We start from the raw sequence: 24721 nt of genomic DNA, 5'->3' as shown, positions 1-24721 counted from the left end.
TCGGGTCGCCCGTTCGCTGGGCTGGGCTCTTCGCTCGTGATACCTGACACCCTCCTAACAGGTCTTGAGACCCCTTAGCGGGTGCCTTTCTCAGGGATGCGGAACGGGCTTTGCCCAGGTCAGAAGGCACCCTGGGGCCCAAAACGGAGCCGTGCCCAGGGCGCGTTTTCGGAGCTGGGGCCGGGATCGCCGGCGGGCACTCGCGGGAACTTCCGGACCGCTCTACCCCTCCTCGGCCAACGCCCCGATCCGGCCGGCGTCCCAGTCCGCGAACGCCTGAGCGACAGCGCGGGGAATGTGCTCTGTGGTTCCTCCGGGGTTCCGGCGAGTGCGGCTATCTCGTCTTCCAAGGAACCGGTGGAGGGTAGTACACGGCGGCCTCGCAGTGGGGTCACGAAGCCCCCGGACAGACAGCCGGGGCAGCACGTGAGCGGCGGGAAGCGCGGGCGGTGACGAAGTGAAGAAGTATCCCTGAATCCCGGTTACCTCGCATAGGTAGATGGCGTTTGGGTTCTATGCATGGAGTAGAACCCAAACGATCATTCCGTCACTTCGTCACCACGTGGAGAGGCGGCGGGCCCATCCGTGCTGTCCCAGTACACTCGCACAGGGCGTAGACGCCCTCACTCGGAGACGGGTGAGCAGATCGCCTACCGGAGAACAGAACGAGGGCGGGCCCGAAGGACCAGCCTTGTTTTTCGAACTCACTTCTCGGTGGTTGTGTCCTTCTTCGACAGCCAGTCGAACTCAAGCCGTTCCAGGATCGGGGTGTGATCCCCCTGCCGCGCGGCGGGCTTGACCGTGATGCCCTTCTTTCCAAGGGCGCACTTCAGAAGCATCCGCTTGTCCGCCATGTCCGCCGCTTCCCATGCCTCACGCAGGGTGGCAACCTGGGTGAGCGGCGTTAGGTCCGCCTCCGCGTCCAACGCCTCAAGGGTCGCGATGGTGCTCTCGATGACGGCGCGCTGCCCTTCGCTCAGTTCCTCGAAGCGCTCTTCATCCATCTTCCCGTACACGTAGAAGTCGTCTTCGAGCTTCTTCACACGACGCTGGGCCACCAAACGCAGTGCAGCTCATTCCGCCTTGTGCGAGTCATGGCCGATCTTCACGCGCTTCGCTATGTCCTTCGCTTCCTCCCTGGCTCGTTCGCTCAGGATCGCGAAGACCATGCGGCCACCCTGTGAGGAGTTCCTGTCCCTCCCCTCGTAGCGTGGAGTCCGTGATTGCAGGGGAAGTTGGGGTTCATGGGGTCCAAGCAACGGACGTACACGCCTGAGTTTCGTGAGGGTGCTGTACGCATAGTGATCGAGACGGGCAGACCGATCCCGGAGGTCGCCGAGGAGCTCGGCGTGCACTCCGGCACGCTGCACAGCTGGGTGTCGGGGTGGCGGCGCAACGGGTCGGCGTCGTCCGACCGGTCGACCGAGCCCGCGCCGGGCGGGCGGATGCGCGAGGCCGAGCGCGCCGAGCTGGAGCGGCTGCGGCGTGAGATGCCGGAGAAGAAACAAGCGGATACGCGAGCTGGAGATGGAGCGTGATGTCCTCAAGCGATGCATGGTCCTCTGGGTGAAGTGACCGGGACGGACCCGGCCGTCCTGGCCGTGTTCATCGGTAGCCAGAGGACCGAGCACCGCGTCCCGCACGGTCTGGCCTGCCGGGTCCTGGGTGTGTCGGAGTTCTGGTTCTACAAGTGGCGCGACAGGCCCACCACCGGGCGTGAGATCCGGCGCGGGCAGCTGACCGACGCGATCCGGCAGATCTTCGAGGACTCCGCAGGCACCTACGGTTCCCCGAAGGTCTGGCTCCTCCTGGTCCGCGCTGGCTGGCGGGTCTCGGTGAACACCGTGGCCCGCCTCATGGCCGAGCTCGGCCTGGCCGGACGCGCGCTCCGCCGCCGGCGCGGGCTGACCCGGCCCGGCAAGCGACCGGCGGCCCCGGACTTCGTGCGGCGGGACTTCACCGCGGACGCTCCGGACCAGGTGTGGTGCGGCGACATGACCGAGATCACCACCGGTGAGGGCAAGTTCTACCTGGCCACCGTCATCGACCTGTTCTCGCGCCGGCTGCTCGGCTACGCGATGGGCGCACACCATGACGCCGAGCTGGTCGTGGCGTCCTTGAACATGGCCGCGGCCACCCGCGGCGGTGACGTGAAGGGCGTGATCTTCCACAGCGACCGCGGCAGCGAGTACGGCTCCCGGCGCTTTCGCCGGGCCTGTCGCCGCTGGGGCGTGACCCGGTCCATGGGCCGCGTCGGGTCGTGTTTCGACAACGCCGTCAGCGAGGCGTTCAACAGCGTGCTCAAGGTCGGGTACGTCCACCGCCACTCGTTCGCTACTCGAACCGAGGCCCGGCTGAGGGTCGCGACCTGGATCACCAGCTTCTACAACACCCGCCGACTACACAGCGTGTGCGGGTACCAGAGTCCGATCGACTACGAACACGACCACCGGGCCAACTCCGCCTTGGGCAGGCCGCTTAGAAGATCTCCACAGTTCGAGGGGATTGACACTTTCTCAAAGTGCGGGACCACCCAGCCCCGGTCCACCGAGTAGCGCGCGAACCCGCCGCCGAGCTGGTCGTAGATCCCGCCGCGGGCCATCGCCTCACAGGCGTCGGCGACCATCTGCAGGGCGCCCTCGGACCCGGTGCGCGCAACGGCTCCACTCCTCCGCCACCGGATCCCGGGCGGATCACACCCCCGCCACCACCGGCTACGGAACAGACCCCGCCCCGGCACCCCCTTGCCCGCGGACTGAACGATTGTTTAGAATGCTGAACATGCGTTCAACCATGAGAGACGGCAACGACCGGACGAGCCGCGCCGTCATGCGCGACGAGGCTCTCCGACTCTTCGCGGAGTCCGGGCCCGATGCGGTGTCCGTACGGCAGATCGCGCAGGCCGCCGGCGTGTCACCGGGGCTCGTACTGCACCACTTCGGTTCGAAGGACGGGCTGCGGCAGGACGTCGACCGGCATGTGGTCGCCGTCTTCGAGGCGGTACTTGGCGAGGTCTCGACGCACGGTCCCGAGGGCGCCGAGCAGGCCGGGGGGCAGGCGCATTCCCTCGGGGCCGCCGTACTGCGTCATCTGCCCGAGGATTCGCCGGTCCCCGCCTACCTGGGGCGGCTGCTGATGTCGGGCTCCGAAGCCGGCCGGACCCTTTTCCGCCGGCTCTTCGAGGTCAGCCTGCGGACCCTGGAGGAGATGGAGCGGGCCGGTCAGGCCGCACGCGGCCGCGATCCGCAGGTGCGGGCCGCGTTCCTGCTCGTCAACGACCTCGCGCTGCTCCTCCTGCGACCGCGGCTGACCGAGGTCCTGGGGACCGACCCACTGTCCGCCGCGGGCCTCGAACGCTGGGCGCCGGAAGTACTGGCCGTCTACGGCGGAGGACTGACCGCCGAGGGAACAGGTGATACGGCATGAAAGCAGTGATCTGCGGGGCGGGGATCACAGGGCTCGCCCTGGCACGTCGACTGGACGCGCTGGGCTGGAACGTCGTGGTGCTGGAGAAGGCCCCCGGCCCCCGGACCCAGGGGTACATGGTCGACTTCTTCGGCCCGGGGTACGACGCGATGGAGGCCATGGGGCTCCTTCCGCGGCTGACGGAGCTGGCCTACCGCATCGACGAGGCGAGCTTCGTCGACGAGCACGGGCGTCGCCGCGCGGGCCTGGACTACACCCAGTTCTCGCGCGCGCTCGGCGGGCGGCTGATGAGCATCATGCGACCCGACCTGGAGCTGGCGCTGCGCGAGACGCTCCCTCCAGGCGTGGACCTGCGCTTCGGCACCGGCCCCGCGAGCATCGAGGAGGCGCCCGACGAGGTGCGCGTGACCCTGGTCGACGGCAGCGTCGAACGGGCCGACCTGCTGGTCGGCGCCGACGGCGTCCACTCCACCGTGCGCGGGCTGGTCTTCGGCGGCGAGGCGTCCTTCCTGAAGTACCGGGGGTTCCACACGGCCGCCTACGTCTTCGACGACCCGGACGTCTTCGAGCAGGTGCGGGGCCGGCTCTGCCTGACCGACACGGTCGATCGCCAGATGGGGCTCTACGGCCTGCGCGACGGGCGGGTCGCCGCCTTCGGCGTGCACCGGTCCGAGAGCGGAGACGTTCCACGCGACACCCGGGAAGCCGTACGCCAGGCCTACGACGGGCTCGGCTGGGTCGTCCCGCGCGCCTTGCGCAAGTGCCCTCCGTCCAGCGAGGTGTACTACGACCAGGTGGCGCAGATCGTGATGGACCGTTGGAGCAGGGGGCGCACGGTGCTGGTCGGAGACGCCGCCTACGCCGTGTCCCTGCTCGCGGGCCAGGGGGCCTCGCTCGGGGTCGCCGGAGCGTACGTGCTGGCCGAAGAACTCGGCCGGGCCTCGACCGTGGCGGCCGGGCTGGCCGCATACGAGCAGCGCTGGCGTCCCGTGACCCTGGACAAGCAGGAGGCGGGCAGGGCGGCGGCCGAGTGGTTCCTCCCCGCGTCGCCGTCGCGCCTGCGCGCCAGGCGGGCGGCCATGCGACTGTCCGGACTGCCCGGAGTGGGGCGGCTCGTGGCCCGCTCGCTCTCCGGAAAACCGGCCGTCCTGACCCGTGAGACCACGAGCGGCCGCCGGCACTCCGGTCCGGTTTCACGATCCCGTAGCGGCCCTGGCTGAGACGTCGCCCCATATGGAGAGCCTGCGGTGACAGATGAGGGTGTGCTGCAACGGCATGCGAAGTTTCTCAAGAGCCGACCGGCTCAAGCCTGTCCGCGCCGAACAAGGAGCCCCGTGTCGCCTGGTGCCAGGGGCAAGGGGCAAGGGGCCAGGGGCTGTTGCGCACCATACGACACCGAAGCGCGAACCGATGAAGGTCGACTACTCAGACGATGAGCCAGGTGGTGCGGTCAGCGCGCGTCAGCCTCGGGCCGGGGCAGCTCGTCAAGGTCGAGGATGTAAGTCCGCCCGCCGGCCAGCTCGATGGGCAACTTGCCCGAGCCGTACTTGTGGGTGTGCGCCGCGATGCAGCCGGAGCCCGAGAAGTGAAACGCGTCGGCGCGGCCGACCCCGCCGGGTGCGCCCGCGGCCGCGCCGCGGGCGCCGAGCCGTCAGGCGGGCCGGACGGTGACGGTGCAGAGGCGCTTGGTGGCCCGGGTCAGGGCCACGTACAGGTCCCTTTCCCCACCGGGGCGGTTCGTGATGATTTCCTCGGGGTTCATGACGACGACCCCGTCGAACTCCAGGCCGCGTGCTTCGGACGCCGGCACGATGCGTGCGTGGCGGGCGACGCCCCGGGCCGTCAGCTCGTCCACCCTGGTGTCCGCGCAGACCACTCCCAGGAGCTCCCCCCGGTGGGCGGTGCTCTGGGCACGCAGTTCCTCGACGACGGCGGTGACCAACCCGTCGGGTTCCGTGGTCACGGTGCGGGGGCTTTCACCGCTTCGCAGTGAGCGTGTGGGCTTCTGGTCCGGATCGATCCGCGTCAGCAGGTCCCGGACGCTCTCCAGGATCTCCTGCGTCGTGCGGTAACTGACAGTCAGGTTGTGCAGTTTGAACCGCGGTCCGACGTGGGGGCCCAGTGCTTCCTTCCAGTCCCGTGCCGTCGCGACCGGGCCCGCCTGGGCGAAGTCGCCCACCAGCGTCATCGCCCTCGACGGGCAGCGGCGGACGATCATCCGCCACTGCATGGCGGTCAGTTCCTGCGCCTCGTCGACGACGACGTGCCCGTACGTCCGCTCGGGGGGACCGTCGACCAGGCTCGCCGCTTCGTCCAGCAACGGCACGTCGGCATCGGTCCACGGGTCGTCCGGACCGCGCAGCAGCAGGGACCGCTCCTGCGCGCTCAGGCAGGGCAGGCGCTCGGCGAGAGCGTCGGCGTTCGTCAGGAGCGCCTTCACGAGGTCACCGGGTACCAGCCGCGGCCACAGAGCCTCGACGGCTCCGTCGACGCCGGCGTCGTCGAGCAGATCGGCTCGGATGGCGTCCAGGTCCAGCTCGTGGGCCGGCCCCGGGTCGGCCGCACCCTCGACGCGACGCTGGGCGGCACCCGTGAACCGGTCGAGGTTGAGGCCCGTCATTCTTTCGGCATCGGCGTCGATCTGCTCCAGGAGGTCGCCCATGTCTCGTTGCATCGTGTCGGTGACTGCGTCGACCAAGAGCTCCTTGAACACCTGGCGCGCGGGGTTGTGCCCCACCACGGCTGCCACGGCGGCGTCGCGTGCCCTGGCGACTTCCTCGCCGGAGAGGTGAACCGGCTCCTGTCCGACCCGCACGGTGAAACCGCCGGCAGGGGCTTGGTGCACGCGCAGTAGGCCGCCCAGGGCGTCGGCGAGGTCGGAACTTCCCTTGAGGCGCGCCGTGTCGAACGGGCCCACCGTGTCCGTGGACACTCCGGCCAGTTCCCGACAGGTGGCCAGAACGACGTCGTTCTCTCCGAGCGAGGGAAGGACCTGGGAGATGTAGTCGATGAACCGGGGGTTCGGGCCGACCACCAGGACGCCCTCCTCCGCGGCGCGCGGGAACGCGTACAGGACGTAGGCCGCCCGGTGCAGGGCCACCACCGTCTTGCCGGTGCCGGGTCCGCCCTGCACCACGGTCACCCCGCGGTGGGCGGAGCGGACGATCTCGTCCTGCTCGGCCTGCAGCGTCGCGACGGCCGCGTGCATCCTGCCCGTACGCCGTGCCGACAGGGCCTCGGTCAACGGGCCGTCCCCCACGACGTCTTCGTCGGTCGGGGCGGTCCCGTCCAGCAGTTCGTCACTCACCGAGACGACGGTGCGGTCCTCCAGGCGCAGGTGTCGGCGCCGCCGCAGGTCCATCGGGTGGACCGGTGTCGCCTCGTAGAAGGGCCGTGCCGCGTTCGCGCGCCAGTCCACGAGCAGAGGCAGGTCGTCCTCCTCCGTGTGCAGCCCGATCCGCCCGATGCGCAGGGCCGTACCGTCCGTCCAGTCGATGCGCCCGAAGACCAGCCCCTTCTCGGCTCCCTCCAGCCGGCCGATCTCCTTGGCCAGGCGCTCGGCGGCGAGTTCCCTCTCGTATGCCTCGCGGGCGCTGTCCGCCGGACCCTTCAGCACACTCGCCCGTTGTGCCCGCGCCTCGGAAAGCCGCTCGGTGAGCAGTGTGTACAAGGAGGACACGTAGTCGCGCTCCGATTCGAGCGCGCGGATTGCGGGATCACTGGTTTTCGACAACAGGGGTCTCCCATGACGCGGTGGGTCGTGACGGGGAGGTGCGGGCCTCTTCGTGGTCGGGCTCCGGTGTCGGGGCCTTCTTCCTTCCGGCAGCGGGCAAGGTGATCAGCAGCACAGCCGCTCCGAGGAATGCGATGGCCGCGATCCAGCCCGCGCCGACGTGCATGGCGTGGATGAAGGCGTCGTCGGCGGCCTGAGCGAGAGAGGGCTGGTCGATGGCGGCGGCGACGTGGCGGGCCTGCTCGGCGGAGACCCGTGCCCGATCCTGCACCGGGCCGGATGCGCCCTCCAGCGAGGGTTCGATCGCACGCCGGTACGTGATCGACATGATCGTGCCGCCCACGGCGATCCCGATCACGCTGCCAGTCTGTCGCACGGTGTTGGTGACGGCCGATCCTGCACCGGCCTGTTCCAGCGGCAGGTCGCTGATCAGCGCGGCTGTGACGGGTCCGATCACCATGCCGATCGCCAGGCCCTGTACCAACAGCAGGAGCTCGATCCAGATGAGCGGAGTGTGGAGTCCGAGGAACCCGTACGCGCCCATGGTGAGCGCGGCCACGGTCAACGCCGGCACGGCAACGGGGCGGAGCGGGAGGCTGCGGACCAGGCGCGAGGCGAGGGGCGCCCCAGCGAGCGCGCCGACAGCGGTCGGGATGTTGGCCAGACCCGCCTTCATCGGCGAGAACCCGAGCGCACCCTGCAGGTAGAACGCGTTGTAGAAGGTAATGGCGGCCACACCGAAGAGCAGCAGTCCGAGCGCCACATTGCCGCCGCCGAACGCGCGTTGCGCGAACAGCCGCGGATCGAAGCTGGGTGATTTGAGGCGCAGCTCGACGAGCACGAAAACGGCGAGCAGGACCAGGCCGGCGAAGATCGGCGCCCACACGTCGGCGCGACCCCACTCCGCCACCTGCCCCGCTCGGATCAGCCCGTAGGCCAGCGCCACGAGCCCGCTGATCGACAGCAGCATTCCAGCGGGGTCCAGCGGCCGCGGAACGGGACTGCGGAAATTCGGAACCAGCAGGACGATCCCGACGAACGCCGCCACCGCGACCGGAACATTGATCAGGAAGACCGAGCCCCACCAGAAATGATCGAGCAGGAACCCCGCCAGCACCGGGCCGGCCGCCATTCCGACCCCGGCCGACGTCGAGAAGATACCGATCGCGGCGGCCCGCGCGGGGCCGGTGAAGGTCCACATCAGGATCGCCATCATGGCAGGCGTGATCAGTGCGCTGCCCACCCCCATCGCGGCTCGGGCCGCGATCAGCTGGCCCGCACCGCTTGCGTAGGCCGCCCAGAGCGAGGACACGGCGAAGACGGCCAACCCGCTGGAGAACACGGTCCGGTGCCCGAACCGGTCGCCCAGGGCACCTGCGGTGAACATCAGCGTGGCGAAGGCCAGGGTGTACGAACCGGTCGCCCATTGCAGCTGACCGGGATCGGCCCCCAGCCCGCGGACCGGGTCCGCAAGGGTCTCCAGCGCAGTACTCAGGACGGTATTTTCGATCCAAATCAGCAGTGAACACAGCATGAGAATGGCAAGAATGAACTGCTGCCGGGACTTCGGTAACGCTGGAGGCGCGGCCATGAACACCTTCGGATATCGCACGGCGGGAACTTGACCGACTGGAATATAAGCAAGCCCCACAACACTGTCAAGCTCCGACTTTCTCGCCGAAAGTCATTGCGATCGAACGCGCCGTATGCCTCTACCGGATTTGCCGAGAGCGAATTTTTATGCCTCGGAGAGATTTGCGGAACGGGCGATTTCATGCCTCCTGATTTACATGTCGAAGGAGTCGAAGGATGTGACGTGCGGAGGGTTGCGGCTGTGGGTCTCTCGTGTCCCCGGTGAGCCCGCCGGCCTCCCGGTGCCGTCGAGGGACGTCGACGGCACCGTGAGGCCAGGGCACCCCCGATATCAGTGGCCGCGGAGCGAATCGAGCCAGCGCCGCAGGTGCGCGGCGGTCTCCGCCGCCCGGTCCTCGATGATCGAGAAGTGATCTGCCTCGATGTACTCGGCCGGTCCGTTGTGTTGCCAGCCGGGGACGGGGGCGGCTTCCCCGAAGCCGCTCAGCGTCCCGGTGGCCCGCAGATTCAGCGTCGGCGCGGCGATCGGCTCGGCCTTCCGCTCCGGATATATCCGTACGTGACCGCCCATGGCGACCAGGCCGTGGTCGTCGACGGGGGTCAGTGCGTTGTCCCGGGACAGGATCTGCCCCAACGCGTCGGTGAGCACGAGGCGGTTGAGTTCGTGCTCCTCCGGGGAATAGGTGTCGATCATCGCGACGCCCGCGAGCTCGCAGCCGTCGTCCTCGAGCCGCCGGGCGACCGCATGGGCGATCGCACCGCCGGCCGAATAGCCCACGAGCGCCACCGGGCCTCGCTCAAGTTCCGACGCGACGGACACCGCGAGGCTCTCGATCGCCGCAGCCCATGTCGCCGGCAGGTCGTCGCCCGCGCGCAGACCGGGCAGCCGCAACGCGCTGACCTGCCGCTCGCCGCCCAGTTCGCGGGCCAGGCGGGCGAACTGGTGCGGGCCCGATCCTGCCAGGAACGAGGGGATGCAGACCAGTACCGGTGCCGCAGCGCCGCGCGCCAGGAGCTGCGCGGCCGGGCGCTGTGCGGCGGCCTCGTCGACAGAGTACGCGCTCATCAGGGCCGAGCCGGCGGTCAGCAGGGGCATCGCCCCTGCCAGGTCGCCGCGGCGGTGCGCCGCCGTCACCAGGTCGGTGATCGTGCCGCGCACGCCGGTCGTTGCCTGCTCGACCACGCCGGTGTCGGATTCCTCCATCTGCGAGCGCACCAGTTTCGCCACGTCCGCGGCGGTCGGGTGGTCGAAGATCAGCGTCGCTCGGTCGCAGGGCGATCCGGCACGAGCCCGTCCTGCCGCACGGGTCGGAACACCGTCGCAGGAAGGAGCCCCGGCGAGAGGGTGCGGCGGAACCCGGCCGCCGTTGGGGTGTGTCGGCGCACGGAGAAGGAGACGGCGTCACACGAGGGCGCTGCGAAGGGGAAGCTCTCGTGGCGCCATACGGCGTCGCGCACACGGGAGTTGGTGGATTTCGACACACCTGCACGAAGAAGTGTCCGCTTCCCTCTGAACTAGCTCAGATTCCCTCGCGCGCGGGGGAGTCCCGCAGGACACTTGGGGCACGTTGCCGGGAGCTCTCTGAGGGGGATGCCGATGCGGGACAGCCATCGTGGTGAGGCCGAGCGCCTGTTGGAGCGGGCCGTGGACGAGGCGGTCCGGCGGGGGGCGGGCCCGGCGGATGCCGCGGGCGGGGCGGTGGTGGACCGGGCGGCACTGCTGGCGCGCGGCAGGGAGGCCCTGGACGCGCTCGCCGCGAGCGCGGCTCCCGAGTACGAGGCGTACGTACGGGCGTTGGACGAGGCGGCGGCCGGGGAGCAGTCGCTGGGCGAGGCGTTCCGGCGGGGCAACACCTCGACGGCGGCGCTGGTGACCGCGGTCGCGGCCGCCGCGGCCGTCGGGGCGGACCTGTCCCTGGGGGTCGCTGCGGGTACGGCGCTCACGACGGGCGCCGTCGTGGGGATCGCCGGAGCGGTGGCGACGGTGGCGAAGGTGACGGCACTGCACGTGCCGGCGGCGAACCGGCGAGCCGGGGAACTGGGCCGGCCGGGCGGGGCGGAGCAGCTGAAGCTGCAGTGGCTGTCGGCGCTGGAGGTGCGCGGGATACGTCCGTTCCTGGAGCAGCAGCGTACGGTGGCCGCGGCGGCGCGTGCGCCGCGGGCGACGCGGCCGGTCACGTTGTCGTCGGCGCGGGCTGCCGGGCCGCCGTTGCGCGGGGTGGATCGCAGTGCGGAGGCCAGGCGGCGCAGTGCGCTGGAGCATTCGTTCGGGCAGTTGCCGGATGTGGCCGACCGGTTCGCGGGGCGGCGGGCGGAGCTGACCCGGATCGCGCAGTGGGTGCAGGCGGCACGGGCGAGCACGGAGACCCGGCCGGTGGTGGTGGTGCTGTACGGGGAGCCGGGAGTGGGCCGGACGGCGCTGGCGCTGCGGGCGGCACATGCACTGCGGGACCAGTTCCGGGGTGCGTGCCTGGTGGACATGCGGGGTGGTGCGCCGGGCGGGGAGCCGGGCGAGGCTCCGCTGTCGACGCGGGAGGCTCTGCTGCACCTGATGAACCGGCTGGGCGCGCCGCGTGAACAGCTGCTGTTCCGGGAGGGCGCCTCGGCGGAACAGCAGGTGCGGCGGTTGGGCGAGTTGTACCACCAGTACCTGCGGGGGTTGCCGGTGACGGTGCTGCTCGACGACGCGGTGGATGCGGCGCAGGTGCGGATGCTGGTGCCGGAGCGTTCGGAGAGTCTGGTGCTGGTGACGGCGCGGGAGCCGCTGGAACTGCCCGGGGACCTTGCGGCGTGGGTCCATCAGCTGCCGGTGGAGCGGCTGGACGGGGACGAGTCGGCGGAGTTGGTGCGGGCGGTGGCGCCGGAGGCGGCGTCCGCCGAGGGCGTCGCGACTTCGGTGGCGTCGGTGGTGGGGCTGAGCGGTGGATTGCCGCTCGCGCTGCGGATGCTGGCCCCGCTGGTGGGTGCGGGCGTGGAGGTTTCCGCCGGGGAGGGCGGCGCCGGGGTGCATCCGGTGGAGGCGGCGCTGCGGGCGGCCGATGCCCGGTTGGCCGAGCCCGCCCGGCTGCTGCTGCGGCGGTTGCCGCTGGCGGGGCGGGCCTCGCTGGGGGGTGCGGCGGCGGCCGCGCTGGCCGACGTACCGGAGCAGGCGGCGTTGCGGACGCTGGAGGAGCTGTGGGAGGCGGGCCTGATCGAGCGGGTGCGGGGGCAGCGGTTCCGGATGCATGACGCGGTGCGCGCGTACGCTGCGGCCCGGCTGGCGGCGGACGAGGACCGGGCGGAGGTCGTGGCGGCGCACGAGCGGCTGATCCGTGACTACGCGCAGCTCGCGGACTCGGTGATCCGGATGGTCGACGGGAAGATGTCGACGCGGGCGAACCAGTTCGGGGGGCACGGCTTCGTCTCGCTGGACGCGGCGCTGCGGTGGCTGGACGACGAGTCGAGCTTCATCACGGCGGCGCTGCGGCATTCGGAGGGAGTGGACCAGCAGGCGGTGCTGGACCTGCTGGGGGCGTTGTGCGATTTCTGTCTGCTGCGCGGGGACCTGTACCGGCTGGGTGAGATCGACGAGCTGACGCAGGCGGTCGCGGCGGGCCGGCGGGATCAGGCGGGGCCGCAGGGTCGGCTGGTGCGGTCGGTGCAGTGGCGTACGGGTATCGCGGCGCGGCAGCTGGGTGAGCTGGACAAGGCGCGGACCACGCTGACGTCGGTGGTGGACCAGTACATGGAGGCCCATCAGGAGGCGGGGGCGGCGATGGCGCTGGTCTCGCTCGGTATCACGCTGCACCACCAGGGGAATCTGCCGGAGGCGGCGGTACGCATCCGGGAGGCACTGGTGCTGCAGGAGCCGGCGGAGCTGGCGGGTGACCGAGCCTGGGGGCTGCACGCACTGGCGGCGGTGGAACGGGACCTGGCGCACCTGGCGGAGGCGACGCGGCTGCTGGAGACGTCGCTGGAGCTGCACCGGGAGAGCGAGAGCGTGCACGGTGAGGCGTGGGCGCACTTCCAGCTGGGGCAGGTGCACCTGCGGTTCGGTGAGGTGGAGCGGGCGGAGAAGGAGCTGGACCTGGCGTTGCAGTTGTACGGGCGGACCCGGGACGACCGTGGTGAGGCCTGGGCGCTGACGCAGCTGGGCCGGGCACGCGTGGTGGCCGGGGATCCGGGGACGGCGGTAGAGCGGCTGCGGGAGGCGCTGTCCCGGCACCGGGAGGCGGAGGACGCCCGCGGCGAGGCGTGGACGCAGTACTACCTGGGGCAGGCGCTGGAGGTGAGCGGCGAGCGGGACCGGGCGGTGCGGGAGCTGGAACGGGCGCGGACGATGTTCTCGCGGATGCGGGACGTGTACGGGCTGGCGCACGCCCGGCACCATTCGGGCCGGGTGACGCGGGACCAGCGGGCGGCGCAGACGGGGAACCTGAAGAACTCGGGTTTCGCCCGGCAGCTGCTGGTGGACGCGCGGGCGGATTTCCAGCGGATCGGGCTGGCGCACGGGGAGGCGTGGACCTGCCTGGAGCTGGCGGTGGTGGACGCCGGCAACGGGCGGCTGTCGCAGGCGCTGAGGCTGTGCGAGGAGGCGGTCCGGCTGTTCATCTCGTACGGGGACCGGCGCGGGGAGGACTGGGCCCGTTTCCTGCGGTGCACGCTGCTGCCGTACGTGGGGCTGGCGGGCCCGGGGGTACCGGAGGAGGCGCGGGCGGAGCTGGCACGGCTGGCGGAGGCGCCGCATGCGGCGCGGGACGGCCGGTTGGAGGAGTGCCTGGAGACGTACGGCGTGATCCTCGGCCGGGGCGTGGACCCGGCGGAGGGCTGGCAGGCGTGGCGGCTGGGCCTGGTGCCGGACCTGCAATCGCGGGAGGTCATGGGCGTGCCGCGGGTGTGAACCGCGCCGTCACGGCGGTGTGGCCAGGTGCGGGCCGGGCGGTCACCGAGACATGGCGGAGGTGGGGGCCGGGCGGTCACCGAGACATCGCGGAGGTGGGGGCCGGGCGGTCACCGAGACATCGCGGAGGTGGGGGCCGGGCGGTCACCGAGACATCGCGGAGGTGGGGGCCGGGCGGTCACCGACACGGGCCGGGGACGTCGGCGGGAGAACCCCTGCGCGCGTCCGACGGCCCGGCCCGGCCACCGCAGGCCCCGGCCCGTACGAGCGCGGGACGCGGCCGGGCAAGGGGGCCGTGCCCACGCGTGATCGCCGCCCCACCGCCGTCGGGGGCGGGGCGGCGCGCGGCGGGGTCCGGGCGGTTAGGCCGTCGGCTTGGCCGTGGGGGCGGGGGTGGCGGCGGGGCCCGTTTCGGGGGCCTCTTCGAAGTCCACCCGGCCCATGTGCCGGTTCATGGACTTCATCAGGGCCCACACGCCGAGTGCGAGGGCCGCGAACACGATGAAGCCCAGGATGCCGGGTGTCACCTTGTTCTTGTCGAAGGTGTCACCCGCCAAGGGAAGGAGCTGGGTCAGTGCTGCCTGCGTAGCGCTCATGGCTGCACATTCTCCCGGATGCCCGCGAAGAGGTCCGACTCGGGGAGGGAGGTGTCGACGAGCGACTTCGCGAGCTCGTACTCCTCGGTGGGCCAGACCTCCTTCTGGACCTCCATGGGCACGCGGAACCAGCCGCCGTCCGGGTCGATCTGCGTGGCGTGCGCGATGAGCGCCTTGTCACGGATCTCGAAGAAGTCCGCGCAGGGGACATGGGTGGTCAGGGTCCGCTCCTTGCGCTCGAACTCCTTCCACCGCTCCAGCCACTCGCCGTAGGGGGACTCCAGGCCGCGGGAGAGCATCGCCTCGTGCAGGGCGATGGTGCGCGGCTTGTTGAAGCCCTGGTTGTAGTAGAGCTTCTGCGGCTGGTGGGCGGGGCCGTACTCGGCCTCGGGGTACTTCTCGGTGTCGGCCGCTCCGTCGAAGGCGACCATCGAGATCTTGTGGGTCATGATGTGGTCGGGGTGCGGGTAGCCGCCGTTCTCGTCGTACGTGGTGACGACCTGCGGCTTGAACGCGCGGATCTTCTTCACCAGCTCGCCGGCGGCCTCGTCGACGTCCGCGAGGGCGAAGCAGCCTTCGGGGAGCGGGGGCAGCGGGTCGCCTTCGGGGAGTCCGGAGTCGATGTAGCCGAGCCACTCCTGCTCGACGCCGAGGATCTGGCGGGCCTCCTCCATCTCCTTGGCGCGGACCTCGTGGATGTTCTCCTCGATGTACGCGTCGCCCCGGAGCTTGGGGTTCAGCACGGAGCCCCGCTCGCCGCCCGTGCAGGTCACGACCATCACGGGAACGCCTTCGGACACGTACTTTGCCATCGTTGCCGCGCCCTTGCTCGACTCGTCGTCGGGGTGGGCGTGGACGGCCATCAGTCGAAGCTGCTCGGTCAAAACAGGATCCTCTGCGATTCGGCGCGACACTCGGCTTCTATAGTGACCGAACTGGGGGACGGAAAATTCCGGGGATGCCCCACCCTCCCCAGCGAGAGGACAAAGATCATGAGCGCGGTGCGCGAGGGACTGCCCGAGGGCCGGTACGGCCGGTCGGCGGACGAGCGTACCGACCGGAAGCTCAAGATCATCGGAGCGGTGTCGGGGGCCCTGCTGCTGGGCCTGATCGGCTGGATCGGCTGGGACTACGTCGCGGGCCGGAGCGTGAGCGCCGAGGTGATCAAGTTCCAGGTGATCTCGGACACCGAGGTGAAGGTGCACCTGGAGGTCCGCAAGGACGCCTCGGTCACCGGAGTGTGCACCATGGTCTCGCAGGACGAGCAGCACGCCGAGGTGGGCCGCGCCGACTTCACCTTCGCCCAGCACGCGTCGCGGGTCGACGAGGTCGTCTCGGTGAAGACCACGGGACGGGCCACCATGATCGAGCTGATCGGCTGCCAGCCCGCCGGGGCCGCGGGCTGAGACGCCCGGCCGGGACACTCCGGCGGATACGCCGGCGGGGGTCGGAGTCGGAGCGCTCGGCCCGCGGCGCTCCCCGGAGGCGTCCCTCCGGGCGCTGCCCCCAGGCATGGGAGTGCCGTCGGCGGGGCAATGGCCCTCTGGGGTCCTCCCCCTTTTCTTCCCGAATTGTTAGGCTCGTGGTTTCGTCCGCCGCTGGCGGGCGTGTAGTCCCCTGTACCGACGAGGAGCACCCGTGACCCAGACGAGCGAGAGCGTCACCTGGCTGACCCAGGCGGCGTACGACCAGCTGAAGGCGGAGCTGGACTACCTCTCTGGTCCCGCCCGCACGGAGATCGCCGCGAAGATCGCAGCCGCCCGCGAGGAGGGCGACCTGCGCGAGAACGGCGGTTACCACGCGGCCAAGGAGGAGCAGGGCAAGCAGGAGCTCCGGGTCCGTCAGCTCACGCAGCTGCTGGAGAACGCCAAGGTCGGCACCGCGCCCGCGTCCGACGGCGTGGTGGCGCCGGGCACGCTCGTGAAGATCGCCTTCGACGGCGACGAGGACGACACCATGGAGTTCCTCCTGGCGTCGCGCGAGTACGCCTCCGGGGACTTCGAGACGTATTCCCCGCAGTCGCCTCTGGGCACCGGCGTGCTCGGCAAGGCGATCGGCGAGGACGCCGAGTACGAGCTGCCGAACGGCAAGAAGGCCTCGGTCAAGATCCTGGACGTCAAGCCCTTCACCGGCTGATCACCCCCGATCACCTTCGGTCCGCATGTGATGCCCCGTCCGGTTCTCCGGCCGGGGCATCCTCCGTACCGGGGTCCTGTTGTACGGCAGGTCCTGCGCGTACGGCAGGTCCTGCGCGGCCGCCGTTCGCCCCCGGTCGGTCAGCCCATCACCTTGTACCCCGCGCCGTGCAGCGTCCGCGCGACCTCAGCGCAGTGCTCCGGTCCCTTGGTCTCCAGGTGAAGTTCCACCTCCACCTCCGTGAGCCCCAGCCGCGGGTCGGTCCGTACGTGGCTCACGTCCAGCACGTTCGCGTCGACCACGGACAGCACGCCCAGGAGACCGGCCAGCGCACCCGGCCGGTCCGCCACGCGCAACCGCAGGGACAGGTACCGGCCCGCGGCCGCCATGCCGTGCCGCAGGATCCGCTGGAGCAGCAGCGGATCGACGTTGCCTCCGGACAGTACGGCCACCACCGGGCCCGCCCCGTACCGCTCGGGCTCGCTGAGCAGGGCCGCGACCGTGCTGCACCCGGCCGGCTCGACGACGAGTTTCGCCCGTTCCAGGCACAGCAGCAGGGCACTGGAGAGGGCGTCCTCGGACACCGTGCGCACGTCGTCGAGGAGCTCGCCGATGATCCTGAACGGGACGTCGCCGGGGCGGCCCACCTTGATGCCGTCGGCCATCGTGTTCGGGTGGTCGATCGAGACCGGGTGGCCGGCCTTGAGGGAGGGCGGGTAGGCGGCCGCGCCGGCCGCCTGCACCCCGACGACCCGCACGTCGGGCCGCAGTGCCTTCACGGCGACGGCCACTCCGGCGGCCAGCCCGCCGCCTCCGATGCCGACGAGGATGGTGCGCACCTCCGGGCACTGTTCCAGGATCTCCAGTCCGACCGTGCCCTGGCCGGCGATGATGTCGCGGTGGTCGAAGGGGTGGATGAACACGGCGCCCGTGCGGTCGGCGTAGTCCTGGGCCGCGGCAAGGGTCTCGTCGACGACCTGGCCGTGCATCCGTACGTCGGCCCCGTACTCCTGGGTCGCGGCGACCTTCGGCAGCGGCGCCCCGACCGGCATGAAGACGGTGGAGCGGACGCCGAGGAGCGAGGAGGCCAGTGCCACGCCCTGGGCGTGGTTGCCGGCGCTGGCGGCCACGACGCCGGCGGCCCGCTGCTCGGGACGCAGACCCGCGATGCGCACGTAGGCTCCGCGGAGCTTGAAGGATCCGGTGCGCTGGAGGTTCTCGCACTTGAAGTGGACGGGCGAGCCGGTGAGTGCGGACAGGTGCCGGCTGCCTTCCATCGGCGTGACCCGGGAGACGCCGGACAGCATCTTCTGAGCCCCCCGGACGTCGTCGAGGATGACCTGGGGAACGGGCTGGGGCACGCGGTAGTTCATGCCGCCAGTCTCGCAGCCCGGACGCGGCCGGGCGCGGAGCGTCCGGCGGGGCTGCGGGAGGGGCCGGGGCGCGCGCCGCGGGGGTCCGGGGCAGGTCTGGGATCAGGGTCGAGATCTCGCCAACCGGAACACCCGCGGGACGGGTGTCCCCGTGGGCCGCACCAGTTCTCGTACGCGGCGTACGAGCCGCCGCAGGGCCGCGTACTCTGTCCCCCATCCCTGTCGGACCCACGCGAAGAGAGCCCATGGCCATGCCTTCCTCCCCGGCCAATTCCGATCTGCCCGTGCAGACCGAAGCGCCCGCCGGAGCCGGTCTCCTCGACGCGCTCCAGCACCAGGTGGCGGTCTTCGCCCGGCGCGCCGAGCAGACCCGTCTGGGAGGGGTGGGCCAGGCCCGCAACTCGATGGACCGCGCCGCCTACCTGCTGCTCAACCGGCTCGACCTGGAGGGCCCGATGGGCGTGAAGGCGCTCGCCGGAGGGATGGGCATCGACTCCTCCACGGTGACCCGGCAGGTCGCGCCGCTGGTCGACAGCGGTCTGGTCAAGCGGACCTCCCACCCCGAGGACGGGCGGGCCGTGGTCCTCGCGCTGTCCCCGCGGGGGCTGGCGCGGCTGGAGGAGGTACGTTCCTCGCGGCGCGAACTCATGGCCCGGGTGACGGACGGCTGGAGCGAGGACGAGCGCGAGTCCTTCACCGGGCTGCTGACGCGCTTCAACCTGTCGCTGTCGGAGCTGATGGCGGCCGTGGCCGAAGCCGGTCCCGCCTCCTGAGCGGAGTCCGTCCGTCCTCTTGACCTGACCGGTGCCACCGGCCGCACTATGTGCATATGCGGGTGGTTGATCAACCGGCGGGCTCCTACGGAGAGTTCGAGGCCTTCGTCGCGGGTGCGGCGGGGCGACTCCTGCACGTCGCGGTGCTGCTGACCGGAGACCCGGATGCGGCCCGCGGACTGCTGGGGGGCGCGTTGGCGCGCACGTACGCGCACTGGCGGCGGTTGCGCGCGGACGACCCGTACGACTTCACCCGGCACGAGCTGTGCGCGGCCTTCGCCCGGACCGGCTGGCGCCACCACGGCGGGGCGGGGGTGCTGGCGCGGCTGAGCCCGAACGAGCGGCTCGTGCTCGTGCTGCGGCTCTACGAGGGGCTCGCGGAGGAGGTCACGGCGGCGCAACTCGGGATGCCGGTGGAGCGGGTCCGCGTGCTCTGCAACCGGGCCGTGTCCCTGCTGCGGGCGCGGGAGGCGGCGTGAGCGGGATCCCGGACCGCAAGGAAGCCCAGGTCAAGCAGCTGTTGGAAGGCCCGTACCCGGTGGTGCCGACGGGCCTGGCCGCCGGTGCGGCGGCCCGCGGGGACCGGCTCCTGCGCCGGCGCCGGGCGCTGCGCAGGTTCGGCTGGGCGGTGCTGTTCGCGGCCGCGGTGGCCTTCGTGGTCTGGGCCTCCCTGGCCCGGCCCTGGGCGGGCCCGCCGACCGGCATCTCGCCACCCCTGGAAGGCTGGTAGCCCGCGGGCGGCCAGCCGGGGGCAGTCCCGTGCGCCGGCCCGTGTGCCGGCCCGGGCCCGGCACAGCAGGGCCCGGTGCCGGACCCCGCCGGGTTCGGGCCGGGTGCCGGACCCCGCCGGGTTCGGGCCGGGTCCGGCGGGGCCCGCGGGGGTCAGCCCAGGGCCTGGGTCAGGTCCGCGATCAGGTCGTCGGCGTTCTCGATGCCCACCGAGACACGGATCAGGTCCGCCGGAACCTCCAGCGCCGAACCGGCCACCGACGCGTGCGTCATGCGGCCCGGGTGCTCGATGAGGGACTCGACGCCGCCCAGGGACTCGGCCAGCGTGAAGACCTTGGTGCGGCCGCAGACCGCGACGGCCTCCTCCTCGCCGCCGGCGACCTGGAAGGACACCATGCCGCCGAAGTTGCGCATCTGCTTGGCGGCGATTTCGTGCCCCGGGTGCTCGGGCAGGCCCGGGTAGAGCACCTTGGTGACCTTCGGGTGGCGCGTGAGCACCTCGACGATCTTGGCAGCGTTCTCCGCGTGCCGGTCCATGCGCACGGCCAGGGTCTTGATGCCGCGCAGCACCACCCACGAGTCGAACGGCCCGGCCACCGCGCCCATCGCGTTCTGGTGGTAGGCCAGTTCCTCGCCCAGCGCCTCGTCGGCGGTGACGAGCGCGCCGCCGACCACGTCGGAGTGCCCGCCCATGTACTTGGTCAGCGAGTGCACGACCACGTCCGCGCCCAGTGCCAGCGGCTGCTGCAGGTACGGCGAGGCGAAGGTGTTGTCCACGACCAGCTTGGCACCCGCGGTCCGCGCGATGTCGGCGACGACGGCGATGTCGGTGATGCCGAGCAGCGGGTTGGAGGGGGTCTCGACCCAGATGACCTTCGTCTTCGGGGTGAGGGCCGCGCGGACGGAGTCGGCGTCGGAGGTGTCGGCCACCGACCACTCCACGCCCCAGCGGGAGACGACCTTCGCAAAGAGGCGGAAGGTGCCGCCGTAGGCGTCGTTCGGGATGACCACGTGGTCGCCCGGCGAGAGCAGCGTGCGCAGCAGGCAGTCCTCGGCGGCCAGTCCGGACGCGAAGGCGAGGCCGCGGCGGCCGCCCTCCAGCGCCGCGAGGTTCTCCTCCAGCGCGGTGCGCGTCGGGTTGGCGCTGCGGCTGTACTCGTAACCGCCCCGCAGGCCGCCGACGCCGTCCTGCTTGTAGGTGGAGACCTGGTAGATCGGGGGCACGACCGCGCCGGTCTGCGGGTCGGCGGTGTTGCCCGCGTGGATCGCGCGGGTCTCGAAGCTCTGGTGCTCGTGGCTGTCGTCGCTCATGCTCAGATGCTATGCCCAGGGTCGGCGTGCACCCCCCTGTTCGCCTGTCGGCCCTCCGGTCTGGTTCGCTGGAGGCATGGAGATTCTGTGGTTCCTGTTCGCGGTGCTCATGATCCTGTTCGTCGTGGGCCCGTACGTCCGGCGCCGGCGCGGCGGCATCCGCCTGGTCGCGCCCGGCAGCCCCGACGCGGCCGACCCGGCGAACTACGGATTCGAGCGGCAGGAAGACCTCGACATCCGCATCCCCGGGCCGGACCAGGACCTGATGGACGCCCTCGACAACGTGCGGCGCACCGGGCAGTGGCAGGCGGCCTCGCAGCTGCTGGCCGGGACACCGCGGGAGGGCGAGCGGCGCTGGCAGCGCGTGCAGGCCTTCGGCGGCGCGGCGGCGCTGGAGCTGGCGGCGCAGCCGGGTGCGGGCGCCCAGTGGCTGAAGGCGTGGCGGCTGGAGGCGGACAAGGACGCGGGCGGCGCGCAGGTGCACGCGGAACTGCTGGTGCAGCAGGCGTGGCGGCACTCGGGCGGGGTCGGCTCCGACGACCACCGGATCATCCTGGAGGAGGCCCGGGAGGCCTGCCGCAAGTCCGCGCTGCTGGCTCCGGGCGACCCGGTCCCGTACATCACGGAGCTGGCGATCGCCCGCGGCCTGGCGTACCCGGAGGCGGAGTTCGACGAGCTGTGGGCGAAGGTCATCGACCGGGCGCCGGAGCACATGGGCGCGCACCTGGCGGCGCTGCACTACTGGTGCGCGAAGTGGCACGGCTCGCGGGAGAAGGCCGATGCCTTCTCGCACGCGGCCGCCGCGCGCGCGCCGCAGGGCTCCCTGCTGGCGGCGCTGCCGCTGTTCGCGCTGTACGAGAACCTACCGGAGGTGATCCTGAGCAGCGGTTTCTACCGCAGCGAGGCCGTCACGCGGGCGGTGGAGGGTGCGCTGTACGCCGTGCACACGGCCCGGCAGGACGACCCGATGCTGGCGCACGTACGACACCTGCTGCTGCTGTTCCTGGTCAACATGGAGCGGTGGGCGGAGGCGATGGAGCAGGTCCGCCACGTGGACGGATACGTCGGCGCGCTGCCGTGGTCGGCGGCGGAGGATCCGGCGGCGCAGTACGCCCTGTACCGGGCCCTGGCGGTGGCCGGCTACGAGGCTAACGGCGGCTCCCCCGCCACGCTCCCCCAGTAGCGGTGGACACCCCCGGCGCGCCGGCCGCGCCGGGGGCCGGTCCCGCGCAAGCAGCAACGCCACCCACCGCCCACTACCGGCGGGTACCCCCCACGACCAGCGGCGATGAGCGGTGCATAAAGTTGCCGTCACCATTCTCTGAGCCGCATCGTGCGGGGCGGCGGCCACCCCCCGCCGCGCGTCTCGGCACCGCTTTCATCCCGTGGGGGGATCTGTCCATATGGGCGCTTCTTTGCGCGCCGCTCGCGCGCTCGTCCTGCTCGCAGGCTTCTACCTGCTCGGCGTCTTCCTGCTCGCCGCGCTCGCAGGCCTCGACTTCGCCGTCGTCACCTGGCTGCACGGCCCGGCCGCCTTCAAGATCGTGATCGTGTCGGTCGTCCTCGCCGTCCCGATCGTCCGCGGCCTGTTCATGCTCCGCACCCCCAAGGACGACCCGCCGGCCGGCATCACCGTCACCGAGGCGCAGGAGCCCGTCCTGTGGCGGACCGTGCGCGAGATCGCACAGCAGGTCGGCACCCGCGCCCCCGACGAGATCGTGCTGATCGACGAGGTGAACGCGGCCGTCGCCGAGGACGCCCGCCTGCTGGGCCTGCGGCCCGGTACCCGTCGCCTCTACCTCGGCCTGCCCCTGATGACGGGCCTGGACGAGATGCAGCTGCGCGCCGTGCTCGCCCACGAGATGGGCCACTACGCCAACTTCGACACCCGCCTCACCCCGCTGATCGCCCGGGGCCGCGCCCAGCTGATCCGTACGATCGGCCACTTCCACGAGCGCGCCGACAACAAGGTCGCCAAGGAGCGGGCCCGCCAGGAGAAGCGGGACGAGAAGCGGATCGCCAAGGGCAAGGGCGCCAAGGGCGTCGACACCTCCGGAGAGGGCGCGACGTACCGCGCCATGGCCAAGATCTACACGGCGTACGGCTCCTTCTACCTGCGCGCCACCCGCGCTGCCGGCCGACGCCAGGAGCTCGCCGCCGACCTCGCCTCGGTGCGCGTCGCCGGCCGCGACTCCGCCGCCTCCGCGCTGCGCGAGATCAACGTCCTGGACTCGGCGCACGGCTTCTACATGAGCTCGTACGCCACCCTCGGCGTCGGCGCCGGCCTGCTGCCCCGCCCCGGCGAGGTCTTCGGCGGCCTGCGCAAGCTGCTCGACGCCCGTACGGAGGACTTGGACGACCGGCGCCGGGACCTGTCGACCGAGCCCGCCTCCCCGTACGACTCGCACCCCCCGCTCGCCGAGCGCGTCGCCCGTATCGAGGCCCTGCCCGACGACGGCCGCGGCGGGCAGGGCGCCCGTCCCGCCCTGGAGCTGCTGTCCGACGCCGGCGCCTCGCTGGCCGCGCTGGAGCAGGTCGTCCTCACCCCGGAGGCCCTCGCGCTCAAGCGGGTGGACTGGGAGGACCTGGTCCACGAGTCGATGACGCGGTACGTCGGCGAGGGCGCGGAGGAGATCCGCGAGGCCTTCGCCGCCGAGGGCGCCGGTCCCGGGCTGTCCGCTCTGCTCGACGCGGTCGACGCCGACCCGGCGGTCCGCTGGCGGGTCGCCGACCGCTTCCCGAAGTCGGAGGAGGCCGCGGCCGCCACGGGCCGCACGGCCCGCGAGTTCGCCCGCCCGGTCGTGCGGCGGGCCCTGAACCAGCTGGTCACCGTAGAGCTGACGGGCCGCGGCGCCGCCCGCTGGCAGCTGTCCTGGTCCGACTCGGCCACCCTGCGCTACCCGACCGAGGGCTTCGAGGAGCAGCTCCGGCTGGCCCTCGACGCGGTCGTCGCCGACCAGCCCGACACCGAACCCCTGCGAAAGCTGGTGCTTGCCCCGTGATCGGCCTGTACATCCTCGGCGCCGTGCTGCTGTTCGGCGCCTTCAAGTTCCTGCGCGGCGTCTACTACATCCGCAAGGCGAAGCGGCTGGAGGCGGAGATCGCCACGCTGGACGCCGGTACGGAGGCAGTCGAGGCGGGCCTGAAGGCGGACAAGGCCGCGGCGGTCGTCGCGCTCGGCTTCGTGGCGGAGGAGGACCTCGACACCGAGAACCCGGCGCCGGTGCCGCCCGAGCGGACTGCCGTCCTGCAGGCCGTTGCGGCGGGCGACTGGGAAGCGGCGGCGGCCTACGTGGAGGCGGCGGGCACGGACTGGCACGAGCGGATGGAACGGGTCCGCCCGCTGGCCGAGGCGGCCGCCGCGGACGACGATGCTTGGCTGCTGGCATGGCGCGCGGCCCGTCCGTCCGACCCGACGGCTGCCCTCGTCAACGCCGACGCCGCGATCATGGTGGCGTGGAACGTGCGCGGCAGCCAGTCCGGCAGCCGAACCACACAGGAGCAGTTCCGGCTCTTCCGCGAGCTCCTGGTCAAGGCCCAGGAGGCCGCCCACGAGGCCCAGCGCCTGGCGGACCCGGCGGACCCCACCCCGTACATCGTGGAACAGCCCATCGGCCAGGGGCTGGGCTACTCCCACGAGCGCTACCGGGAGCTGTGGGCGAAGGTCGTCGAACGCGACCCGAAGGTGTTGTGGTCGCACATCGCCGGCCTGCAGTACTGGTGCCGGAAGTGGCGCGGCTCGCACGAGCTGGCGCTCGCCCACGCGCGGGCGTCCGCAGCCGTCGGTGAACCCGGCGACCTGCTGTCGCTGCTGCCGCTGATCGCGTACTTCGAGCAGGAGACGTACGAGGACGACCTGGCGGCCGAGACGTACTTCAAGGAGCCGGAGATCGTCGCCGCCGTGGACGCGGCCCTCCTGGACCTGGCGGCGGCCGGCGACGACCACCCCGGGGCGGCGCACATGCGGCACCTGTTGGCCTACCTGCTGTTCTGGCAGGACCGCGACGAGCAGGCCGTGGAGCAGTTCCGGCACATCGACGGCTACATCGGCGCCCTGCCGTGGAGCTATGCCGGGTCGCCGAAGAGCCGGTACCTGTACGCCCGCGACTGGGCGGTGGGCGTGGTGACGCCGGGCCTGTGAGCCATGGGGGCGGGTCGGGGAATCCCGGCCC

General features: G+C 71.6%; 21 protein-coding genes. 13 read left to right on the top strand and 8 right to left on the bottom strand.

Annotated features, from left to right (window positions below; translation table 11 throughout):
- Positions 1 to 704: 704 nt before the first annotated feature.
- Positions 705 to 1043: a hypothetical protein gene (locus R4Z63_RS20295; RefSeq protein ID WP_384450680.1), complete on the bottom strand. Its 339-nt coding sequence runs from the start codon at positions 1041 to 1043 to the stop codon at positions 705 to 707.
- Positions 1044 to 1301: 258 nt separating this feature from the next.
- On the opposite strand from R4Z63_RS20295, the gene R4Z63_RS20290 reads away from it, so the two are divergent.
- The 4 genes from R4Z63_RS20290 to R4Z63_RS20275 all read left to right on the top strand — a co-directional run bounded on the left by R4Z63_RS20290 (position 1302) and on the right by R4Z63_RS20275 (position 4646).
- Positions 1302 to 1538 (top strand): transposase, encoded by a 237-nt coding sequence (locus R4Z63_RS20290; protein WP_384584567.1) that lies wholly within the window; start codon positions 1302 to 1304, stop codon positions 1536 to 1538.
- Positions 1539 to 1550: 12 nt separating this feature from the next.
- Complete coding sequence (locus R4Z63_RS20285; protein ID WP_491522569.1) at positions 1551 to 2555, top strand: IS3 family transposase; 1005 nt, start codon at positions 1551 to 1553, stop codon at positions 2553 to 2555.
- 226 nt (positions 2556 to 2781) lie between these two features.
- Positions 2782 to 3426: a TetR/AcrR family transcriptional regulator gene (locus R4Z63_RS20280; RefSeq protein ID WP_384450669.1), complete on the top strand. Its 645-nt coding sequence runs from the start codon at positions 2782 to 2784 to the stop codon at positions 3424 to 3426.
- A complete protein-coding gene (locus R4Z63_RS20275; protein ID WP_384450666.1) occupies positions 3423 to 4646 on the top strand; it encodes an FAD-dependent oxidoreductase in 1224 nt (407 codons plus the stop codon). Before R4Z63_RS20280 ends, R4Z63_RS20275 begins: the two co-directional genes overlap by 4 nt.
- A 431-nt stretch (positions 4647 to 5077) precedes the next feature.
- Here the strand turns inward: R4Z63_RS20275 and R4Z63_RS20270 are convergent, their stop codons facing one another.
- The 3 genes from R4Z63_RS20270 to R4Z63_RS20260 all read right to left on the bottom strand — a co-directional run bounded on the left by R4Z63_RS20270 (position 5078) and on the right by R4Z63_RS20260 (position 9980).
- Entirely contained in the window at positions 5078 to 7159 is a 2082-nt protein-coding gene (locus R4Z63_RS20270) for a HelD family protein (protein WP_491522568.1), read from the bottom strand.
- Positions 7143 to 8771: an MFS transporter gene (locus tag R4Z63_RS20265; RefSeq protein ID WP_384450663.1), complete on the bottom strand. Its 1629-nt coding sequence runs from the start codon at positions 8769 to 8771 to the stop codon at positions 7143 to 7145. The genes R4Z63_RS20270 and R4Z63_RS20265 overlap by 17 nt, the downstream gene beginning before the upstream one ends.
- 312 nt (positions 8772 to 9083) lie before the next feature.
- A complete protein-coding gene (locus R4Z63_RS20260) occupies positions 9084 to 9980 on the bottom strand; it encodes an alpha/beta fold hydrolase (RefSeq protein WP_384450660.1) in 897 nt (298 codons plus the stop codon).
- 369 nt (positions 9981 to 10349) lie between these two features.
- On the opposite strand from R4Z63_RS20260, the gene R4Z63_RS20255 reads away from it, so the two are divergent.
- The gene (locus R4Z63_RS20255) at positions 10350 to 13631 is read left to right on the top strand and encodes a tetratricopeptide repeat protein (protein WP_384450658.1); all 3282 of its coding nucleotides are present in this window, start codon (positions 10350 to 10352) and stop codon (positions 13629 to 13631) included.
- A 362-nt stretch (positions 13632 to 13993) separates the two neighbouring features.
- Here R4Z63_RS20255 and R4Z63_RS20250 read toward each other — a convergent pair whose 3' ends face one another.
- Both R4Z63_RS20250 and mca read right to left on the bottom strand, forming a co-directional pair.
- Entirely contained in the window at positions 13994 to 14227 is a 234-nt protein-coding gene (locus R4Z63_RS20250) for a hypothetical protein (RefSeq protein ID WP_384454880.1), read from the bottom strand.
- Positions 14224 to 15111 (bottom strand): mycothiol conjugate amidase Mca, encoded by an 888-nt coding sequence (gene mca / locus R4Z63_RS20245; RefSeq protein ID WP_384454883.1) that lies wholly within the window; start codon positions 15109 to 15111, stop codon positions 14224 to 14226. Before mca ends, R4Z63_RS20250 begins: the two co-directional genes overlap by 4 nt.
- 108 nt (positions 15112 to 15219) lie before the next feature.
- Between mca and R4Z63_RS20240 the strand changes: the two genes are divergently transcribed.
- Together R4Z63_RS20240 and greA are read left to right on the top strand one after the other, a co-directional pair.
- On the top strand, positions 15220 to 15633 hold the full coding sequence (locus R4Z63_RS20240; RefSeq protein WP_037919260.1) for a DUF4307 domain-containing protein: 414 nt from the start codon (positions 15220 to 15222) through the stop codon (positions 15631 to 15633).
- Between the two features lie 232 nt (positions 15634 to 15865).
- Positions 15866 to 16363 (top strand): transcription elongation factor GreA, encoded by a 498-nt coding sequence (greA, locus tag R4Z63_RS20235; RefSeq protein ID WP_037919257.1) that lies wholly within the window; start codon positions 15866 to 15868, stop codon positions 16361 to 16363.
- A 140-nt stretch (positions 16364 to 16503) separates the two neighbouring features.
- Here greA and ilvA read toward each other — a convergent pair whose 3' ends face one another.
- Positions 16504 to 17736: a threonine ammonia-lyase gene (gene ilvA / locus R4Z63_RS20230; protein WP_037919256.1), complete on the bottom strand. Its 1233-nt coding sequence runs from the start codon at positions 17734 to 17736 to the stop codon at positions 16504 to 16506.
- Between the two features lie 251 nt (positions 17737 to 17987).
- Here ilvA and R4Z63_RS20225 point away from each other — a divergent pair, with 251 nt between their 5' ends.
- Genes R4Z63_RS20225 through R4Z63_RS20215 form a run of 3 tightly spaced genes read left to right on the top strand, consistent with a single transcriptional unit; the run spans position 17988 to position 19239 of the window.
- On the top strand, positions 17988 to 18509 hold the full coding sequence (locus tag R4Z63_RS20225; RefSeq protein WP_052030326.1) for a MarR family winged helix-turn-helix transcriptional regulator: 522 nt from the start codon (positions 17988 to 17990) through the stop codon (positions 18507 to 18509).
- Positions 18510 to 18565: 56 nt separating this feature from the next.
- Positions 18566 to 18988 (top strand): sigma factor-like helix-turn-helix DNA-binding protein, encoded by a 423-nt coding sequence (locus tag R4Z63_RS20220; RefSeq protein WP_370466476.1) that lies wholly within the window; start codon positions 18566 to 18568, stop codon positions 18986 to 18988.
- Positions 18985 to 19239 (top strand): hypothetical protein, encoded by a 255-nt coding sequence (locus R4Z63_RS20215; RefSeq protein WP_037919255.1) that lies wholly within the window; start codon positions 18985 to 18987, stop codon positions 19237 to 19239. Before R4Z63_RS20220 ends, R4Z63_RS20215 begins: the two co-directional genes overlap by 4 nt.
- A 152-nt stretch (positions 19240 to 19391) precedes the next feature.
- Here the strand turns inward: R4Z63_RS20215 and R4Z63_RS20210 are convergent, their stop codons facing one another.
- Positions 19392 to 20549, bottom strand: coding sequence for a cystathionine gamma-synthase (locus tag R4Z63_RS20210; protein ID WP_037919254.1), 1158 nt, complete (start codon positions 20547 to 20549; stop codon positions 19392 to 19394).
- Between the two features lie 76 nt (positions 20550 to 20625).
- On the opposite strand from R4Z63_RS20210, the gene R4Z63_RS20205 reads away from it, so the two are divergent.
- The 3 genes from R4Z63_RS20205 (at position 20626) to R4Z63_RS20195 (ending at position 24690) form a co-directional block, all read left to right on the top strand.
- Complete coding sequence (locus tag R4Z63_RS20205; RefSeq protein ID WP_037919249.1) at positions 20626 to 21732, top strand: hypothetical protein; 1107 nt, start codon at positions 20626 to 20628, stop codon at positions 21730 to 21732.
- 220 nt (positions 21733 to 21952) lie between these two features.
- A complete protein-coding gene (locus R4Z63_RS20200; RefSeq protein ID WP_384454891.1) occupies positions 21953 to 23551 on the top strand; it encodes a M48 family metallopeptidase in 1599 nt (532 codons plus the stop codon).
- On the top strand, positions 23548 to 24690 hold the full coding sequence (locus tag R4Z63_RS20195) for a hypothetical protein (protein ID WP_052030292.1): 1143 nt from the start codon (positions 23548 to 23550) through the stop codon (positions 24688 to 24690). Before R4Z63_RS20200 ends, R4Z63_RS20195 begins: the two co-directional genes overlap by 4 nt.
- Positions 24691 to 24721: the final 31 nt, after the last annotated feature.

It is taken from the genome of Streptomyces sp. PL-29, from assembly GCF_058344425.1.
The sequence above is the reverse complement of the archived record's forward strand: the minus strand, read 5'-3'. Positions and strand labels throughout refer to the sequence as shown.

Bases quoted from the DNA above. Each gene is read 5' to 3' on its own strand.
- R4Z63_RS20220 (WP_370466476.1), top strand. From the start codon at position 18,566: ATGCGGGTGGTTGATCAACCGGCGGGCTCCTACGGAGAGTTCGAGGCC.
- R4Z63_RS20255 (WP_384450658.1), top strand. From the start codon at position 10,350: ATGCGGGACAGCCATCGTGGTGAGGCCGAGCGCCTGTTGGAGCGGGCC.
- R4Z63_RS20240 (WP_037919260.1), top strand. From the start codon at position 15,220: ATGAGCGCGGTGCGCGAGGGACTGCCCGAGGGCCGGTACGGCCGGTCG.
- R4Z63_RS20225 (WP_052030326.1), top strand. From the start codon at position 17,988: ATGCCTTCCTCCCCGGCCAATTCCGATCTGCCCGTGCAGACCGAAGCG.
- R4Z63_RS20280 (WP_384450669.1), top strand. From the start codon at position 2,782: ATGCGTTCAACCATGAGAGACGGCAACGACCGGACGAGCCGCGCCGTC.
- R4Z63_RS20205 (WP_037919249.1), top strand. From the start codon at position 20,626: ATGGAGATTCTGTGGTTCCTGTTCGCGGTGCTCATGATCCTGTTCGTC.
- R4Z63_RS20285 (WP_491522569.1), top strand. From the start codon at position 1,551: ATGCATGGTCCTCTGGGTGAAGTGACCGGGACGGACCCGGCCGTCCTG.
- R4Z63_RS20210 (WP_037919254.1), bottom strand. From the start codon at position 20,549: ATGAGCGACGACAGCCACGAGCACCAGAGCTTCGAGACCCGCGCGATC.
- ilvA (WP_037919256.1), bottom strand. From the start codon at position 17,736: ATGAACTACCGCGTGCCCCAGCCCGTTCCCCAGGTCATCCTCGACGAC.
- R4Z63_RS20275 (WP_384450666.1), top strand. From the start codon at position 3,423: ATGAAAGCAGTGATCTGCGGGGCGGGGATCACAGGGCTCGCCCTGGCA.
- R4Z63_RS20200 (WP_384454891.1), top strand. From the start codon at position 21,953: ATGGGCGCTTCTTTGCGCGCCGCTCGCGCGCTCGTCCTGCTCGCAGGC.
- R4Z63_RS20250 (WP_384454880.1), bottom strand. From the start codon at position 14,227: ATGAGCGCTACGCAGGCAGCACTGACCCAGCTCCTTCCCTTGGCGGGT.